Raw genomic sequence first — 16717 nt, 5'->3', positions numbered from 1 at the left:
GGGCTACACACTCCCGTAGTGCGGGACCACCGGGAACGGTGGCGGCTCGAAGGCCGCCGTTCCCGCCGCACCGGGGGCGGTCTGCCCCGCACCCGTCACGGGCAGCGCCCGCCCGTCGGCCGCCGGGTCGGTGTAGGCGGCGAACCAGGCGTCCATCCGCGCCGCGAGCTCATCCTGTACGGCGTGCGTCCCGGCCAGGTTGCGCTCCTCGCCCGGGTCCGCGGCCAGGTCGTAGAGCTCGTGGGGACCGTACGGGTAGCGGTGCACGTACTTCCAGCGGCTGGTCCGGATCATGCGGACCGGGCCGTACTCGTCGAAGACCACCACCGACGCGTCCGGGTCCCCGGGAGAACCCGCGAGCACCCCGGCGAACGACCGGCCGGGCAGCTCAGGATCGTCGCCGCCAAGGCCGAGGTGGTCGAGCAGCGTGGGCCGCATGTCGTAGGCCGACAGCAGGGACTCGCACACCCGCCCTCCGGGCACCCGCCCCGGCTGGCTGACGATCGCCGGCACCTTGACCGAGCTGTCGTACATGTTCTGCGGGAATGTCCCGTTGCCCTTCCCCCAGATCCCGTGGTGCCCGCAGTTGAAGCCGTTGTCGCTGGTGAAGATCACCAGCGTGGAGGAGGTGAGGCCGAGCGAGGACAGCGTGGCCAGCACCCGCCCGATCCCGGCGTCCATCGCCGACACCGCCGCGAAGTAGCCGGTCAGCGCCGCCCGCGGGTCCGGCTCGCCGCCGACGGGAGCCCCGCGGGAGTCGTACTTCTGCCAGGGGTGCGGCTCCCCCTGCGGGCACGACTCGAACGCGCACCCGTCGTAGAGCGCCTCGAACTCGGCGGGATGCTGCCCCTGCCACGGCTTGTGCGGCGCGGTGTAGTGCAGCGACAGGTAGAACGGCGCGTCCTGTTCCGCCTCCGCGCGCAGGAACGCGCACGCCTCGTCGGTGAACACGTCGGTCAGGTAGCCGGGCTCGTCCCGCCGGACGCCCTGGTCGTAGAGCACGGCGTCGCGGTACGGCCCGCCGCCGCTCTCATGCGCCAGCCATCGCACGAACCCCGGTCTGGGCCGGTCGTTGGCTCCCAGGTGCCACTTGCCGACCAGCCCGAGACGGTACCCGGCCTCGTGCAGGTCGTCGGTGAACAGCCGCCGCCCGGCCAGGAAGTCCACCCCGTCCGGCCCCGCGTGCCCCCGGCTGATCCAGTCGTGCACGCCGTGCCGCGACGGGATCTCTCCGCTGAACAGCGAGGCGCGGGCGGGCGAGCAGACGGGGGACGCGCAGAAGAAGTTCGGCAGCCGCACCCCCTCGGCGGCCAGCGCGTCGAGGTGGGGTGTGCTGATCTCGGGGTTGCCCGCGCAGCCGAGCGCCCACGGCCCCTGGTCGTCGCTGAGGATGAACAGGACGTTGGGCCGGAGCGGGTCACGGCTGGCCAACGAGCACCTCCGGGGCGACCGGGCCGCCGGCGGCGGCCGACGCGTAGGCGGCCAGCACGACCTGCACGACGTGCCGCCCGTGCGCGCCGGTCACGGCGGGTTCGACGCCGTGCCGTACGGCGTGCGCGAAGTCGGTGAGCTGGGCGGCGAAGGCGGCGGCGATGTCGCCGGGGGCGGTCCGGTGCAGCCAGGTGGTGGTGCCGTCGCGGTGCAGGGCGGCGCCGGCCGAGGCGGAGACGACGAGGGTGCCGCGCTCGCCGACGACGGTGAGTTCGTCGTGCGCGGGGGGCGGGCCGGTGCTGGTCACCGTGATCTGGGCGGTGAGGCCGCCGGTGAGCGAGAGCCGTACCAGGGCGTCGGTCTCGATGGGCGAGCCGTGGACGGTGGCCTCGACCTGTTCGGCTCGGCGGCCGGTCAGCCAGAGGAGCCGGTCCACGCAGTGCGCGCCGATGTTGATCAGCACGCCGCCGCCGGAGACGGCCGGGTCGAGGAACCAGGCGGGCCGCGAGCCGGGGCGGTAGTCGGAGCCGCGCCGGTCGGAGAGCAGCAGCGGCTCGCCGATCTCGCCGTCGGCGAGGGCGGCCATCGCGGCGGCCTTGGCGGGCAGGAAGCGCTGGATGTGGCCGACGGCCAGACGTACCCCGGCGCGGGCGCAGGCGTCGATCATCAGGTCGGTGTCGGCGAGCGTGGTGGCCATCGGCTTCTCGACGAGCACGTGCAGGCCCGCCGCCGCCGCGTCGCGGACGATCGCGGTGTGCAGCGCGTGCGGGGTGTTGACGAGGACCGCGTCCACCTCGCTGGAGGCGATCAGGTCGTGGTGGGTGGCGTGTACGCGGGCGCCGTGCGGGGCGGCCAGGCGGTGGGCCGCGTCCAGGTTCGGGTCGCAGACGGCGCTCACCCGGACTCCGGGCACGGCGGTCGCGGCCTCGGCGTGCAGGACGCCGACGGCGCCCGCGCCGACCAGTCCGAGACGGAGTTCAGTCAATGGTGGTCTCCCCCGAGGAGGCGCCGCAGGAGCGGCGCACGACGATGCCGGGGCGAAGCCGTACCTGGTGGTGGGGCAGGCCGGGTTCGCGCAGGCGGCGTAGCAGAAGCTCGGCCGCTTGGCGGCCGAGGTGGCGCTTGGGCGGGGAGACCGCGGTGAGCGGGATCTCCGCCAGGTCGGCGATCTCGTCGTCGTAGGCGACGATCGCCAGGTCGCCGGGTACGTCGAGGCCGAGCCGCCGGGCGGCCGAGGCGACGAAGGTGGCCTCGCGGTCGCCGAAGCAGACGACCGCGGTGACGCCGTCGGCGGTGATCCGCCGCACGTGCTCGTCGGCGACGCGGGGGTTCCACTCGCTCTGCGGCGCGGCGAACGGCTCGGCGGCGCCCAGCCCGAGCGCGGCGACCGCGGCGGTGAACCCTCTGGTGACGGGTGCGGCGGTCGGGTTGCCCGACCGGGTGAGCAGGGCCAGGCGGGTGTGGCCGAGGGCGGCGAGGTGGCGTACGGCCAGGTGGCCGCCGGCCTCGTGGTCGGTGCGGACGTGCTCGCTGGGGTCGTCGCCGTCGTCGAGGCCGCGTTCCATCAGCACGACCGGCACGGGCAGCGCGGTGAGCCTGCCGACCACGGCCGCCGGATCGCCCCGGCCGATGAGGGTGGGCACGACCAGCAGGCCGTCGACGCCGGAGTCGAGCATGCGGCGCAGCGCCGCCTCCTCCTCGGTCGGCTCGTAGCGGGAGCAGGCCAGCAGCAGCCTGGCGCCCGCGCCGGTGAGCGTCTCCTCGATGCCTTCGAGCACGCGCGGGTAGTACAGCGTGGTGTCGGGGACGATGACGCCGACCAGCGCCGCCTCGCCTCTGACGGCGGAGGCGTGCTCGACGACGAAGGTGCCCGCGCCCTGCCGCCTGATCACCAGGCCCTCGCCGACGAGCTCGTCGACCGCCCGCCGGACGGTGGTGAGGCTGACCTCGTGGGTGCGGGCGAGCTCCTGCTCGGTGGGCAGTTTCGCGCCGGTGGGCCAGACGCCGGAGCGGATCTCCGCGCGCAGTTCGGCGGCCAGCCGCTGGAACTTGAGCTCACGAGCCACGTGCACGACGTCCGTCCTCATTTCACCGATCCCAGGGTCATGCCCTCGATGATCCTTCTGCCCAGCCAGACGTAGCAGGCGAGAACGGGCAGCACAACCGTGCAGACTCCGGCGAACAGGCCGCCCCAGTCGGCTCCGTTGTACTGCATGCGCTGCAGGAAGCCGAGCAGGGCGAGGGAGAGGGTGGCGTTCTCCTCGCTCTGCAGGAAGATCAACCCGAACAGGGTCTCACCCCAGTGCTGGATGATGTTGAGGATCATCGCGGTGATGATGCCGCTGCGCGCGAGCGGCAGCATGATCTGCCAGAAGGTGCGGTTGGGCGTCGCCCCGTCGAGGGCCGCCGCCTCCTCCAGTTCCTTGGGCAGCGAGCCGAAGAAGCCGGTGAGGAAGAAGACGGTGAACGGCATGGAGGTGGCGACGTAGAGGATCCAGAGGCCGGTGAGGCTGTCCACCAGGTAGAGCTGGTTCATCATGACGTACAGCGGCAGCACGATGACCTGGGACGGGATGCCGAGGCCGAGGGCGAAGAAGGCGGTGATGCCGCTGTTCCAGCGGGTCAGGATGCGGCTCAGGGCGTAGGCGGCGGGGGCGGCCAGCGCGATGGTGGCCACGGCGGTGCCGACGGTCAGCAGAAGCGTGTTGACCGTGGCGCCGCCGAAGTCGCTGGCCGTCCAGGCGCGCGAGTAGTTGTCCCAGTGGGGGTCGGTGGGCAGCGCCCAGGGGGCGGCGAAGATGTCGCGGGTGGACTTGAGCGAGGTCAGCAGCATCCAGACCGCGACGGCCACGCTGAACAGGGCGAACAGCCAGGCGAAGGGCGATCCGAGCAGCTTGGCCGGGCCGGGGAGCCGGCGGAGTGCGTTCATCGGGGGGCCTGCTTTCAGAACTGGACCGTGTCGCGGCGGAACAGCCGGCGCAGGACCACGACCAGCACGCCGACCAGGGCGAGCATGACCATGCCGGTGGCGGCTGCGGAGCCGTACTTGGGTACGCCGCTGGAGAAGGCCTCGGCGTAGGCGTACAGCGCGGTGTTCCAGACCTTGGTCGGGGGGAGCTGCCCGGCGGCTCCGGCGAACGCGTAGATGAACTCGAAGATCTTGATCGCGCTGATGCTCCAGAGCACCGCGCAGACTCCGACGACGTCCCACATCAGCGGGAAGGTCACGTGCCTGAAGCGCTGCCAGGCGTTGGCGCCCTCCAGGTCGCACGCCTCGTACAGGTCCTTGGGGATGCGGTCGACGGCGGCCATCAGGATCGTGGTGAAGAAGCCGGTCTGCACCCAGACCAGGCCGATCATGATGACGGTGAAGAGGTTCTCGGTGCCGAGCCAGTTGGGTGGCTGGTCCACGCCGAAGGCGCGCAGCGCCTGGTTGACGACGCCTTCGGCCTGGAACAGGAAGCCCCACAGGATCGACAGCACGACGCCGGAGACGATGTTGGGGAAGAAGATGATCGCCCGGACCGCCTTACGGCCCGCCATCTCGCGCAGGATGATCGTCAGCAGGAAGCTGAGCGCGAAGGTGGCGCCGCCGACCACGAACAGGATGGTCAGCGTGTTCAGGAAGGAGTCGTGGAAGATCGGGTCGAGCAGCAGCCGCCGGTAGTTGTCGATCCCGGCGAACTCCATCGGGCCCGCGCCCGCCCAGGTGTTCAGGCTGATCCAGGCGGTGGCGAGGGTGGGCAGGATGTAGAAGACGACGTACAGGACGAGCGCGGGCGCGACGAACGGCCAGAACAGGCGGCGCCGCCGCCGGGCGAGCGGACTGGTCCGCTCGGCGGGGGCGGCGGGCGCGGGACCGGTGGCCTTGGGTTGCCTGACTGCGGTGGCGGTCATCAGGCGTTGAGCTTCCAGAAGTCGACGGAGGTGCTCTTGAGCTTGGCGACGAACTCGGCCGCGGAGAGCTTCCCGGTGATCAGTTCGGTGTTCGCCGGCTGGAAGACCTTGGTGTACCAGTCGGCGTGGTCCATCTTCACCCCGTCGAGCGCGGCGTGCGTCTCGGCGGTGTCCAGCGTCTTCTTGACGTCGGCGAGGACGGCGGGCACGTCGATGTCGGCGCGCGGGGTGATGTTGTTCGCCTCCGAGGCGATCTTGGACAGGCGGTCCTTGTTCATGAAGTGGGCGATGAAGCGTTCCGCCGCGTCGGCGTTTCGGGCCTGGGCCGGGATGGCGAAGCCGATCAGCGAGATCTCCTGGGTCTGCTGCCCGGTGGCGCCCTTGGGGAAGGGGAAGGAGCGGTACTCGAAGCCCTCCTTGGCCGACGGCTTGGTCTCACTCGGCGCGAACGTGCCCAGCAGCAGGAAGTCGGCGTCGCCACCGGCCCACTTCTGCTGGATGGCGGGGAACTTGCTGCCGTCGTAGCCCTTGACGAAGTAGCCGCCCTTGACGATCTGCTCGATCTTCTGGATCGCGGTCACGAACGCGGGGTCGTCGAACTTCGCGCCCGTCTTGTCGGTGGCGGCGGCACCGAACGCGCCGGGACCGAGGTCGCGCAGCACCGCGTGGTAGGTCCAGAAGGCGGAGTAGTCGGCGATGTCGGCGTCCAGCGCCAGCGGTCCTCCGCCGCGCGCGGCCTTGCGCTTGTCCAGCAGGGCGATGAAATCCGCCCAGTTCTGCGGCGGCGCGGCGGCCACGTCCTTGAGGGCGTTGCCGTCGTACCAGATCTGCTCGGCCAGCACCTCGTACGGCACCAGCCACGCCTTCCCGTCCTGGGCGGCGTAGTCCCGGTACTTCTGGTCGATGACGTCCCCGACCTTCTTGCCTGTCTCCCCGGGGATCTCCCGCGCGTACACGCCGGTCAGGTCGCGTCCCTGCCCGGTGGCGACGAAGGTGGACTTGACGAACCGGTCGGCGGAGTCGACCAGGTCGGCGGGCACGTTCCTGGTGTTGAGGGTCGGGGCGAGCTGCTTGGCGACGTCGCGGCCCTTCCATTCGACCTTGACCTTGACGCCCGTTTCCTTGGTGAACGAGGCGATCGCCGACTCCAGCACCTTGGCCTGGGGTTCGCCGGCCTTCCACATGGACCAGTAGACGAGCTCGTCGGCGGCCTCCTTGGACGAGCCGCCGCAGGCCGCGAGGCCGAGGGCGAGCGCGCCCACCGCGGTCACGGTTTTCAGCAGGGATGCGTTCATCGAACACTCCGGGAGGGTGGGGAGGGGTTTCGGTCATCCTGCTCGCCAGTTCATTACAGAGTCAACACCATGAATTAGGGATGAATTCGTGGACCTGCGCAGATGTTGCCACCTGGCCGTGGAACTGCTCGGGATTACTTCTTTATTCATCCCTTAGTCGTCCCGTTGGATACGGCCAACCGAGCCGAGGGAGGCCGCATGCCGGAGATCACTCGTAGGACCGCGCTCATGGCGGGGGCGGCGGGAGTCGCGGGAGCCGTACTGCTGCCGCCTGGGCGGGCGGGCGCCGTGGTCGACGGCGACCTGGAGCAGCGGGCGATGGCCATGCGGCCGCCCGTGTTCCTGCTGGAGTCCGCCGTGCCGTCGCACTTCACCGCGGGCCGCGGCTCGACGCTGACGATCAGCGAACAGGTGGCGGTGTGCGGCACCCGATCACTGCGCTGGGAGTACGGCAAGCGCTCGACGATCACCGTGAAGGCGCCGCTGCGCTGGGCCCCCGACCCCTACCGGCCGGGAGACGACCAGGCCTGGCAAGGACTGGTGGACGCGTTCGCGGTGTGGATCCACAACGAGACACCCGTCGACGACGTGGTCCGCTTCGAGTTCGGGCGCGGCGAACGGACCGACGCCTGGTTCGAGTTCAGGCTCGGCTTCACCGGCTGGCGGACGGCGTGGGTGCGCTACGCCTACGACATGCACGGCCGCCCGCACCGGGACATGGACACGCTGCGCATCGTGGCCCCCAAGCGGGCGGGAGTCTTGCACCTCGACCAGTTGATGCTCAACGTGCCGCTGCGGCCGGACGCGCCGTGCAGCGACGCGCAGGTGCCCGACATCGCCAAGGAGGGCCCGGACTACGACAACCAGCACTGGCAGGCGCTCTACCTGTTCGACAAGCTCCTGTCCGAGGCGGAACCGGACCCGGCCCCGCCCACGGCGGAGGAGACCGCCTCGCTGCGGACGCTGCACACCCGCTACCACGACGGCTACCTGATCGCGCCGGTCAAGGTGGACGTGGCCGCGCTCACCGCGCAGACCGAGGCGCTGATGGGCCGCCCGGTGCACTCCTACCAGTCGCAGATCTACCCGGTGGAGATCGCCGCCGAGCTCAAGGCGTTCGTCAACCCGGTCACCCTGCGCGTCTGCACCGACCTGATGAAGAGCGTCGCCCAGGCCCACCAGGCCGCCCCCGCCGACCGGCCCGCGCTGGCGGCGCTGTACCTGAGGATCGTCGGCCACCTGCGCGAGCAGGGCTGGACCAGGGGAAGCTGCCAGGGCACCATCCACCACCTCGGCTACGACGCGCGCGGCTACTACGACTCGGTGTACCTGATGCGCGAGGCGCTTCGCGAGGCCGGGATGCTGGAGGAGATCCGCGCCGACCTGGACTGGCTGACCGGGCTGGGCCGGATCTTCCGCGGCTGGAAGCACCGGATGGCGCACGGCAGCACGATGGACATCCACAACACCACCGCGCGCGGCATGCTGGCCGCCGTGTTGCTGCGCGACACCGAAGCCGAACAGGTCGCCTACCTGCGGGTGCTGCGCGACTGGCTGAGCGAGTCGCTGCTGCCGACGACCGGCATCCAGGACGGGCTCAAGGTCGACGGGACGGCCTTCCATCACGTCGGCTTCTTCCCCGACTACGTCCGCGACGGGTTCGGCGGGCTGGCCCCGATCGTGCACGTGATGAGCGGCGGCGCCTTCGCCCTGTCCGCCGAGGCGTACGGGTGGCTGAAGAAAGCGCTGCTCACCATGCGCGTCTACGCCAACAAGAACCACTGGCCGATCTCGATCAGCGGGCGCAACCCGATCGGGACCACCGCCCTGTCCGTCGTGCCGTACCAGTGGCTGGCCGTCGACGCCGCCGGGGAGCCCGACCCGGAACTGGCGGCGGCGTTCCTGCGACTGCTGCCCGCCTCCCCCAGCGGCGCGCAGAAGGCGCTGGCCGCCCGGCTGGCCGCGCGCGGCATCACCGCGGAGGCGTCGCCGACCGGCAACTGGACACTCAACTACGCCGCGCTGAACGTGCACCGGCGGGGCGACTGGCAGGTCAGCGTGCGCGGGCACAACCGCTACCTGTGGAGCACCGAGATCTACGTCGGCGCGAACTGGTACGGCCGCTACAACACCTACGGCCAGATCCAGGTGCTGCACCGCGGAGACCCGGTGACCAACCTGGACAGCGGCTACGCGCACAACGGCTACGACTGGAACCGGCGGCCCGGCACCACCACCATCCACAAGCCGCTCGACCAGCTCCGCGGGGATCTCACCGGGGCGATCGAGGAGATGCTGCTGACCGACTCGCGTTTCGCCGGTTCGTGCAGCATCGACGACAAGCACGGCCTGTTCGCCATGGACCTGCGCGAGCATCCCAAGTACGAGGGCTCGCACCGGGCCCGCAAGTCGGTGTTCCTGTTCGACGAGCGAGTGGTCGCGCTCGGCACCGGCATCACCAACGACGACGCGGTCCACGAGACCGAGACCACGCTCTTCCAGACCCGGCACGTGGGCGACGTGCTGGCCGACGGGACCGCGCTGCCGTACCCGCATCCGGCCGCCGAGACGGGGGCGCGGTGGCTGCTGGACGACAAGGGGATCGGCTACTACCTGCCGCCCGGCCAGCGGGTCGGGCTGTCGCGCGGTACCCAGTCCTCCCGGCACAACGCAACCGAGGCGGCCACCGCCGGCGACTTCTCCACCGCCTGGATCAAACATGGGACCGCGCCCCGGCAGGGGGCCTACCAGTACGCCATGGTCGTCGGCGCGACCGCCGAGGGGATGGCCGCGTTCGCCGCCGGGATGGCGGAGGCGGGGCGGGCGCCGTACACGGTGGAGCGGGCCGACAACCGCGCCCACGTCGTCACCGACCGGCAGAGCGGGATCACCGGCTACGCCGTCTTCGAGCCGGCCGACCTGGACGGAGTGATCCGCCGCGTCGACACCCCGGCGCTGCTGCTCACCCGCCGCGACGGCGAGGCGCTGGTGGTCGCCGTGAGCGACCCCGACCTGCGGCTCTACTCCGGGATCGACCACGACCAGTACGAGCGCGGGCGCTACGTCGGCCACTACAGCCCGTGGTCGCGGCGGTGGCTGACCAGCGCGAGCCACCCCCACCTGCTGCGGGTCACCGTGGCGGGCCGGTGGCGCGCGGACGACGACCAGCCCTGCACCACCCGCGCGCACGGCGACCGCACGATCATCACCTTCGAGACCGTCGACGGACGCCCCCTGCAGGTACGCCTCACGCCCGCGTGACTATGTGCCCTTTCACCGGGGCTGGGCTATGGTCTGCCGTATGGCGACCCCGGGGCGGAGCACGCACGGGCCCGCCACCCTTCTCGGGGTGGCGGGCCTGCTGCTGTTCGCCCTGATGCTGGTCGCCGCCACCCCCGCCTGGTACGGCAGCGACCCCGGTCACCGCTCCTCCGACGCGACCGTCGACGTCTGGGCGCCGGGCGCCTGGGTCTCCCAGTCCTCGACGCCGCCGCTGCCCCCGGGCGGTCCCGAACACCTCCCGCGGCCCTGGCCGCCGCGTCACCCGCTGGCCACCGCTCCGGCGAACCCGCCCGCGCTCCCGGCGTCGGCCTGGCCCGACCGTGACACGATCCGCAGCCCGCAGCAGTCCGGGCATCGCACGACCGGCTCGCGCAGCCCGCCGACGGCGTAACCGACCTCCCTTCACAGGCCGGCGAGCCTGACGCCCTCTTCGCCGTCGAAACATCACCGCACCCGCCGCGGCACTGCCGCGCGTGCGGTTCCGAAAGGACTCACCACCATGACGCTCAGCGACGTACAACGTCAGAACATCCACCAGGAGCTCCAGGCTCAGCTGATGTGGCGCACCTCCCAGCTCGACGACCTCAAGGCCCAGATGGAGTACGAGGGCGCAGACCGGCAGACAGCCCTTGCCGACCTCGCCGCGACCGACCGGATCATCGCGGAGATCGGACAGAGCCTGCAGCGGCTGGCCGACGGCACCTACGGGGTGTGCCTCGACTGCGGAGCGCAGGTGCCCTTCGACCGGCTGAAGATCAGGCCGCTGGCCCGGTTCTGCATGACCTGCCAGCTCCGCAACGAGATGCGCTGACGGTGTCCTGCCCGCGCCCCTCGTGCCAGGCGCCTTCGGGCTCGGGCGCGGAAGAGAGGCGGTGCGCCGCCTGACCGTGCGCCGGGGCGGCGACCACGCGCTGCCCCGGCGACACCCGCTCCGGCACCTCCTCGGGCGGCTGGCGGCGTTCGCCGAGCTGGCCCGCCACCCGTACGTGTCCACGACCGTCCCGCCGGCAAGCTGAGGCCGGTCACGGGGTGACCCGGACCCCTCGTGAGAGCGTTGCTGCCGCTGGCGCTGGCCACCTTCGCGGTCGGCACCGACGCGTTCGTGATGGCCGGCCTCCTGCCGTCCATCGCCGCCGACCTCGAGGTCAGCGTCCCGGCCGCCGGCCAGCTGGTGACCGTGTTCGCGCTGACTCTCGCTCTCGCGGCGCCGATTCTGAGCTGGCTGCTGAGCCCACTGGATCGTCGCAAGGTCTTGCGGCTGGCGCTGATCGTGTTCGTCGCCGGCAACGTCGTCACCGCACTCAGCCCGACGTACCCGATCGCGCTGTTAGCCCGGATTCTCACAGCGGCCGGGGCGGCCACCATCACCGCCACCGCGTCGAGCGCAGCTGTCGCGATCACGCCTCCAGAACGCCGGGGGCGTGCCATGGCGTGGGTCATCGGTGGATTGACGCTGTCCACCGCGCTGGGCATGCCGCTGGGCAACTTGATCGGCGGCATCGACTGGCGCCTCACGCTCTGGGCGGTCGCTGCCCTTGGCGTCGTTGCCGTGATCGGCATCTCGGTGGCGTTGCCCAAGGTCGTGCTGCCGGCGACAAGCCTTATGGCCCGCCTGGCTCCGCTGCGCCAGCCCAAGGTGCTCTCCATCTTGGTCGTGACGCTGCTGGTGATGGCCGGGCACTACGCCGTCTACACCTACATCGCGGCAGTGACGGCCGACGCCACGGCCGGATCGTTTCCCCAGGCCCTCACCATGATTCTGTTCGTCTGGGGTGCCGGAGTCCTGGCCGGCAACTTCTTCGCCGGCCACCTCGTGGACAAGCGCCCGGTACTCGGGGTCGCAGTCGGAGCACTCGCCGGCGGCACCGTGCTGCTCGCGATCAGCCCACTCACGGCCGGCAACCTGGCCATTGCCGGCATCTGGGCCGCTATCTGGGTGTGACTTGGATTTCTTGATGGCGTGATTCTTTGAACGCTTTCTGTCGTGATTTTCGATCTTGCTTCGGGTGGGTGAGCCGAAGCACGGTAGTTGTCAAACAGGCAGGCGTTCTGTCACACCTGCGATTGCCGGCTTGGAACGGCCTCCGCCGCTGGAACGGCGGTGAGCACCGGAGATTCCGTCTGACCTGCCGACTACAGTCCACGGGATGATCGAACCTCAGGCCCCCCTCATGCCGACCCCAGCCGAAACAGCACGCTTCTGGGAACTTCTCGAAGCCGTCTGGGAACTTCAGGGTCCCGAGGCGAACCAGGCTCGGCGGACCCTGGCGCATCGCGAGCCCACTGCTGAGCCTTTCGACACTCCCGATGAGGTCTGGGCTCTGCTCGAGGTCGTAAACGAAGCGCTCGATGCTGTGGTCAGCAACCTTCAGGAGCACGCCGAGGTACTTGGGGCGGAAGATCTCACCACATTCGACAGGGTCGTTGAACGGCTGCTCTACAACGTGGATCGCGCGGACATCCACTCCTTCACCGACGGCTCTGACGACGGGTTCCTCTACGCCCGCGGCTTTATTCTCGTGATGGGCAAAGAGTTCTACGAAGCGGTCGACGCAGAACCGGGCAAGGCGATTGACGACGCAGAATGCGGAGAGATCTGCTACCTCTTCGCACACGCTCACAACAGGAGGTTCGGCGACTTCCCCGACACCGGCTCGGGCATCACCCGGGAGACCACTGGCAACCAGGCAGAATGGCCCGATTAGACACAGCCACTCGCCCAGACCGGTGACAGAAAGCCTACGGAATGCAGCCGCAGTGACAGGTGCCACGCCTCATCAGTGACAACAAGCGTGCCGCACCCGAGGTAGCCGCGCTGGTCACGTTACTGCGGTGGTGACAACTATCGTGCGTCGGCTCAGTGGGTGGGGCGGAGGTTGAGAGTGCCGGTACCTGGGCGAATCTGCGGCGCGGCGGACAGGGCGGGCGTAGCGTGGCAGGCATGAGCGGGCAGGCCGGGGCGGGGATGTGGGTCGGAGTCGACCCGAACGCGGTACAGACCGAGCGCGACCATCACGGGGTGCTGGCCACCGCCCGCGAGCCGATGGGCTGGCACGACGCCTTGTGCGGCGCGCGGGTCGCGCTGCTGCTGCACGGCAGGACCGCGCAGCCGTACGGCCGCCTCGCCGGCGACCCGATCCCCTGGGACATCGCGCTGTCCACCGCGTGCCCGTGCTGTCTGGAGGTGGCCCTCATCGCCGAGCGGGCCAGCCGCGCCGGTGCCGCCGAAACTCCGCGCCCGGCGGACCACTGATCGCCCCGCCGGGTGTCCATGGCGGCAGCATCGCGTGCGCGCGCCCTCGTGCGGTTGACCAGGCACGCTCTTCTACTCGCTGGTCACAAACTGCGCAAGGTGCACCATGAGTGCCCAAATGAGAGTCCGACGACACAACAACATCTCTTGGCTTCAAAGTGACATAGAGTCCGTCATGGTCTCTAGTCTGCCCAGATGACCGTTTTGGCTTGAAGATTGCGCGGTGACCCGCTTAACTGAGCGAGGGTGAAATGACGATTTAGCGTCTGAATGATCACCCCGGAACGCCGAAAAGCCCCCGTGCCGGGGTGGGACGACCTGATGGCACGAGGACTTTCCGGTTGTTGCTTCCTAGCGCTGGCCCTGGTCTCTAGCCCTCTTGTGGAGGGTCAGATGCCGGGGCCTTCGCCGTTCAACAGCCTTGTCACCCACTGCCCGAGCTGACCGAACAGACCATCGACCACCGCTCGACCCGATTCGAGAACGAACCGGCCGACGGTCGCGACGGCTTGCACCGCCTGCAACTTCCGCACCGTGCTATCTGGGCTGTCTGGCTCGCGCCGCTTGTGACGCCGACGAGTCATGGCGAGGTGCTCCCTTCCCCAATCCCCCCGCGGGGGGATGACGACGACCGGACGAAATCGTCCGGCCGGGCCACCGTTCGGTCGACCGCGGAAGGCGACCGACGAGGGTGGGGAAGAAACCTGGACCAACGGTACACGCCACGACCGCCGGAACACCGGGAGACATTTCCGCAAACTACGGAAGTGCTCACCGTCCGGCCGATGACCAGGGAGTACGCGAAGCATCCCCCACGGAGGATGACCTGCATGAATGCCCGCCCAGCTTCAAAGTGGAGCAGGCTTTGCGGAGAAGCCAGCAATGTTCGTAACGTAGGGATTTTTGCCTGTCTAGTGGCCAGTCTGTAAGAAGCGTGGCCCATGGTGGCCTGGTCTGTAAGAAGCCTGGCACCGGGAGAGGGTTCCAATGAGTGGTGAGCTTTGATCCTGCTTCCAGTCCGATGACAGAGACAATCCGTTCGGGGCGGGCATCCGGGTGGTGCCAGAACTCACCGACATAAGTGAACGGTGATCTCTTTTCAGATCATCGCTCTACTGGCTGGTCTACTTGGGGGAACTCTTTCCTCCCACAAGATCGACCGTACAGTGCCCGGTGCTGCTGGCGGCTCCAGGAGCCGCAGCCAGCCGCCGGAGCGCGCGGGGCTTCAGTCGGATGGCTGGTACAGGCGCCGGGGACGGGCTCCCGCCATTACGACGGGAGCCCGCGAGCGGTGGTGCAGGTCAGCGGTGGGTGATCCACCAGATGGCCAGCGTGATGGGAGCGGCGGCCAGTGCCGCGGCGGCGCCGCGCACGGCGGCGGCCAGGGCGGCGCGGATCAGGCGCCGCAGATAGGTCCGGTCGATCATGGAGGTCTCCTCACGGGATGAACTCGGGCGCCGGGTGCGTCCGGGGTGTCGCCGTGATTGAGCCGGTCCGGAGGGTTTTCCGGCATTCGCGCACGGTCGCGCGGGCGGGGCGGCAAGGTAGAAGAGCTCGGGGGATGTCGGCAGGCACGTGTTTTCCGGAGAGTTCCGGTCCGGACTGGCGCAGGCGAGGGATAGGACGTGGACGAGCACCGGGCTGAACCCGAGAGCGCGACGAAGCGGTGGGCGGCGGCGCTCCGGGCGCTGCACGCGGCCGCGGGCGCACCGGCCCCGAAGGTGATCGAACGACAGGCGCAGGCGCAGATACCGTCGCTGCGGGTGTCGTCCTCGTCGTGGAACGACTGGACCACGGGCAAGAACGTTCCAGCCGACGACCGGGTAGCCGCCTGGCTGATCGCCTACCTGACCGGCCAGGCCCGCCACCACACCCCGTCCTACGTGCCGCCGCCCGCGTCCTGGTGGAAGGACACCCGCGACCAGGCCAAGAAGGAACGCGCGCGCGGCGGACGTCCAGCCACGCAGCACCCTGACGGCCAGCCGCCCAAGCCGATGGCGCAGCTCCAGGTGGGGCGCGTCCCGCAGGAGGCCGACTGCTTCCAGGAGCGGGAGGTCGCCGGCCGGGTGCGGGCGGCCGCGGCCGAGGACGGGACGGTGGTGCTGTGTCAGGTGCTGGCCGGGATGGGCGGGGTCGGCAAGACCCAGCTGGCCGCCGCCTACGCCCGCCGGGCCCGCGCGGAGGGGGTCAAGGTGCTGGTGTGGGCGTCGGCGTCCTCCCGCCCGCCGGTGATCGATGCCTACGCCGAGGCCGCCGTCAAGCTCGGCCTGGCCGGGCCGGAGGACCCCGGCCAGGCCGCGGAGGCGTTCCTGGTGTGGGCGGAGACCACCACCGTCTCGTGGCTGGTGGTGCTGGACGACCTGCACGACCCCGGAGACCTGCGTGACCTGTGGCCGCCCGCGTGCCCGGCCGGGACCTCTCTGGTGACAACCCGGCGCCGCGACGCCGCCGTGACCGGGGCGGGACGCCGCCTCCTGCAGGTCGATCTGTATACCCCGGCCGAGGCCCGTTCCTACCTTCAGGACAAGCTCGGTGCCCTGGCCGAAGGCCAGGAGCAGGTGGACGCGCTGGCCGGCGATCTGGGCCGGTTGCCGCTGGCGCTGGCGCAGGCCGCCGCGTACATGCTCGACCAGCAGATCGGCTGCGCCCGCTACCGGCGGCTGCTGGCCGGACGGCTCCTGGCCCATACGGTCCCCGAATCCGGCGGGTTGCCCGACAACCACCAGCGGATCGTCACCGCCACCTGGGAGCTGTCGATCGAGCAAGCCGACCGGGCACGCCCGGCGGGGCTGGCCCGGCCACTGCTACGGCTGACCAGCGTGCTCGACCCGAACGGGATCCCGGCGCTCGTCTTGACCAGCGAGCCCGCCCGCCACTACCTGGCCTCCTACCTTCCTGGCCCGCCGCCCGCACCCGGTGACGAGCCTGAGGCGGACGCGGACATGGTCGAGGAGGCGTTGCGCGTGCTGCACCGTTTCAGCCTGCTCGACCACGACCGCGGCGCCTGCTACCGGGAGGCGCGCGTCCACCAGCTCATTCAGCGAGCCACCCGCGAGAACCTCCAAGCCGGTTCACCAGAGGGGCCGGAGCTGTTCAGCGCGCTCACGCACACCGCCGCCGACGCTCTCTACTCCGCGTGGCCGGCGATAGAACGAGACCAGCTCGCCCAGGTCCTGCGCGCCAACACCACCGCGCTGGCCACGACCGCTGGCGATGCCCTGTGGGAAGGCGGCGGCGTAGGCCCGCCCGTGCTGTTCCGGGCTGGAAGCAGCCTCGGTGACGCTGGCCAAGTCGCGGCCGCCATCAGCGCGTACACCGACCTGCACGCCACCAGCCAGCGCATCCTCGGCCCCGACCACCCCGACACCCTGGCCACCCGCAGCAACCTGGCTGGCTATCGAGGTGCCGCGGGGGATGCGGCCGGAGCCGCCGCCGCCTACGAGGAGTTGCTCGCCGATGGGCTGCGCATCCTCGGCCCCGACCACCCCCACACCCTGACCACCCGCAGCAACCTGGCTGGCTATCGAGGTGAGGCAGGGGACGCGGCCGGAGCCGCCGC

The 16717-nt window shown here is 70.4% G+C and carries 16 protein-coding genes; 8 read left to right on the top strand and 8 right to left on the bottom strand.

Annotated features, from left to right (window positions below; all coding sequences use genetic code 11):
- Positions 1-3: 3 nt before the first annotated feature.
- The 6 genes from ACFWY5_RS57045 to ACFWY5_RS57020 are packed head-to-tail and all read right to left on the bottom strand — an operon-like array spanning position 4 to position 6623.
- Entirely contained in the window at positions 4-1431 is a 1428-nt protein-coding gene (locus ACFWY5_RS57045) for a sulfatase-like hydrolase/transferase (protein ID WP_379622593.1), read from the bottom strand.
- Positions 1418-2416, bottom strand: coding sequence for a Gfo/Idh/MocA family protein (locus tag ACFWY5_RS57040; RefSeq protein ID WP_379640254.1), 999 nt, complete (start codon positions 2414-2416; stop codon positions 1418-1420). The genes ACFWY5_RS57045 and ACFWY5_RS57040 overlap by 14 nt, the downstream gene beginning before the upstream one ends.
- Positions 2409-3518, bottom strand: coding sequence for a substrate-binding domain-containing protein (locus tag ACFWY5_RS57035; protein WP_379640253.1), 1110 nt, complete (start codon positions 3516-3518; stop codon positions 2409-2411). Before ACFWY5_RS57035 ends, ACFWY5_RS57040 begins: the two co-directional genes overlap by 8 nt.
- Positions 3515-4360, bottom strand: a complete 846-nt coding sequence (locus ACFWY5_RS57030) for a carbohydrate ABC transporter permease (protein WP_358059329.1) — start codon at positions 4358-4360, stop codon at positions 3515-3517. Before ACFWY5_RS57030 ends, ACFWY5_RS57035 begins: the two co-directional genes overlap by 4 nt.
- Positions 4361-4374: 14 nt before the next feature.
- Positions 4375-5328, bottom strand: a complete 954-nt coding sequence (locus ACFWY5_RS57025) for a sugar ABC transporter permease (protein ID WP_358059326.1) — start codon at positions 5326-5328, stop codon at positions 4375-4377.
- Positions 5328-6623: an ABC transporter substrate-binding protein gene (locus tag ACFWY5_RS57020; protein ID WP_379640252.1), complete on the bottom strand. Its 1296-nt coding sequence runs from the start codon at positions 6621-6623 to the stop codon at positions 5328-5330. The genes ACFWY5_RS57025 and ACFWY5_RS57020 overlap by 1 nt, the downstream gene beginning before the upstream one ends.
- 198 nt (positions 6624-6821) lie before the next feature.
- Here ACFWY5_RS57020 and ACFWY5_RS57015 point away from each other — a divergent pair, with 198 nt between their 5' ends.
- The 7 genes from ACFWY5_RS57015 to ACFWY5_RS56985 all read left to right on the top strand — a co-directional run bounded on the left by ACFWY5_RS57015 (position 6822) and on the right by ACFWY5_RS56985 (position 13158).
- The gene (locus ACFWY5_RS57015) at positions 6822-9884 is read left to right on the top strand and encodes a chondroitinase family polysaccharide lyase (RefSeq protein ID WP_379640251.1); all 3063 of its coding nucleotides are present in this window, start codon (positions 6822-6824) and stop codon (positions 9882-9884) included.
- 40 nt (positions 9885-9924) lie between these two features.
- Positions 9925-10296 (top strand): hypothetical protein, encoded by a 372-nt coding sequence (locus ACFWY5_RS57010; protein WP_379640250.1) that lies wholly within the window; start codon positions 9925-9927, stop codon positions 10294-10296.
- A 108-nt stretch (positions 10297-10404) separates the two neighbouring features.
- Complete coding sequence (locus ACFWY5_RS57005) at positions 10405-10716, top strand: TraR/DksA family transcriptional regulator (RefSeq protein ID WP_379640249.1); 312 nt, start codon at positions 10405-10407, stop codon at positions 10714-10716.
- A gap of 61 nt (positions 10717-10777) precedes the next feature.
- Complete coding sequence (locus ACFWY5_RS57000) at positions 10778-10921, top strand: hypothetical protein (protein WP_379640248.1); 144 nt, start codon at positions 10778-10780, stop codon at positions 10919-10921.
- 29 nt (positions 10922-10950) lie between these two features.
- The gene (locus ACFWY5_RS56995; protein WP_379640247.1) at positions 10951-11847 is read left to right on the top strand and encodes an MFS transporter; all 897 of its coding nucleotides are present in this window, start codon (positions 10951-10953) and stop codon (positions 11845-11847) included.
- Positions 11848-12052: 205 nt separating this feature from the next.
- The gene (locus ACFWY5_RS56990) at positions 12053-12610 is read left to right on the top strand and encodes a DUF4240 domain-containing protein (protein ID WP_379640246.1); all 558 of its coding nucleotides are present in this window, start codon (positions 12053-12055) and stop codon (positions 12608-12610) included.
- A 236-nt stretch (positions 12611-12846) separates the two neighbouring features.
- A complete protein-coding gene (locus ACFWY5_RS56985) occupies positions 12847-13158 on the top strand; it encodes a hypothetical protein (protein ID WP_379640245.1) in 312 nt (103 codons plus the stop codon).
- Between the two features lie 389 nt (positions 13159-13547).
- On the opposite strand, the gene ACFWY5_RS56980 is transcribed toward ACFWY5_RS56985, so the two are convergent.
- Both ACFWY5_RS56980 and ACFWY5_RS56975 read right to left on the bottom strand, forming a co-directional pair.
- On the bottom strand, positions 13548-13691 hold the full coding sequence (locus ACFWY5_RS56980; RefSeq protein WP_379640244.1) for a hypothetical protein: 144 nt from the start codon (positions 13689-13691) through the stop codon (positions 13548-13550).
- 768 nt (positions 13692-14459) lie between these two features.
- Positions 14460-14585: a hypothetical protein gene (locus ACFWY5_RS56975; RefSeq protein ID WP_379640243.1), complete on the bottom strand. Its 126-nt coding sequence runs from the start codon at positions 14583-14585 to the stop codon at positions 14460-14462.
- 198 nt (positions 14586-14783) lie between these two features.
- Between ACFWY5_RS56975 and ACFWY5_RS56970 the strand changes: the two genes are divergently transcribed.
- Positions 14784-16717, top strand: a 1934-nt coding sequence (locus ACFWY5_RS56970) for a tetratricopeptide repeat protein (RefSeq protein ID WP_379640242.1), incomplete at its 3' end; no start/stop codon positions are given.

The sequence above is a fragment of the Nonomuraea sp. NPDC059007 genome (assembly GCF_042740555.1).
In the GTDB taxonomy this organism is placed as follows: Bacteria; Actinomycetota; Actinomycetes; order Streptosporangiales; family Streptosporangiaceae; genus Nonomuraea.
This window is presented reverse-complemented; position numbering and strand designations above follow the sequence as displayed.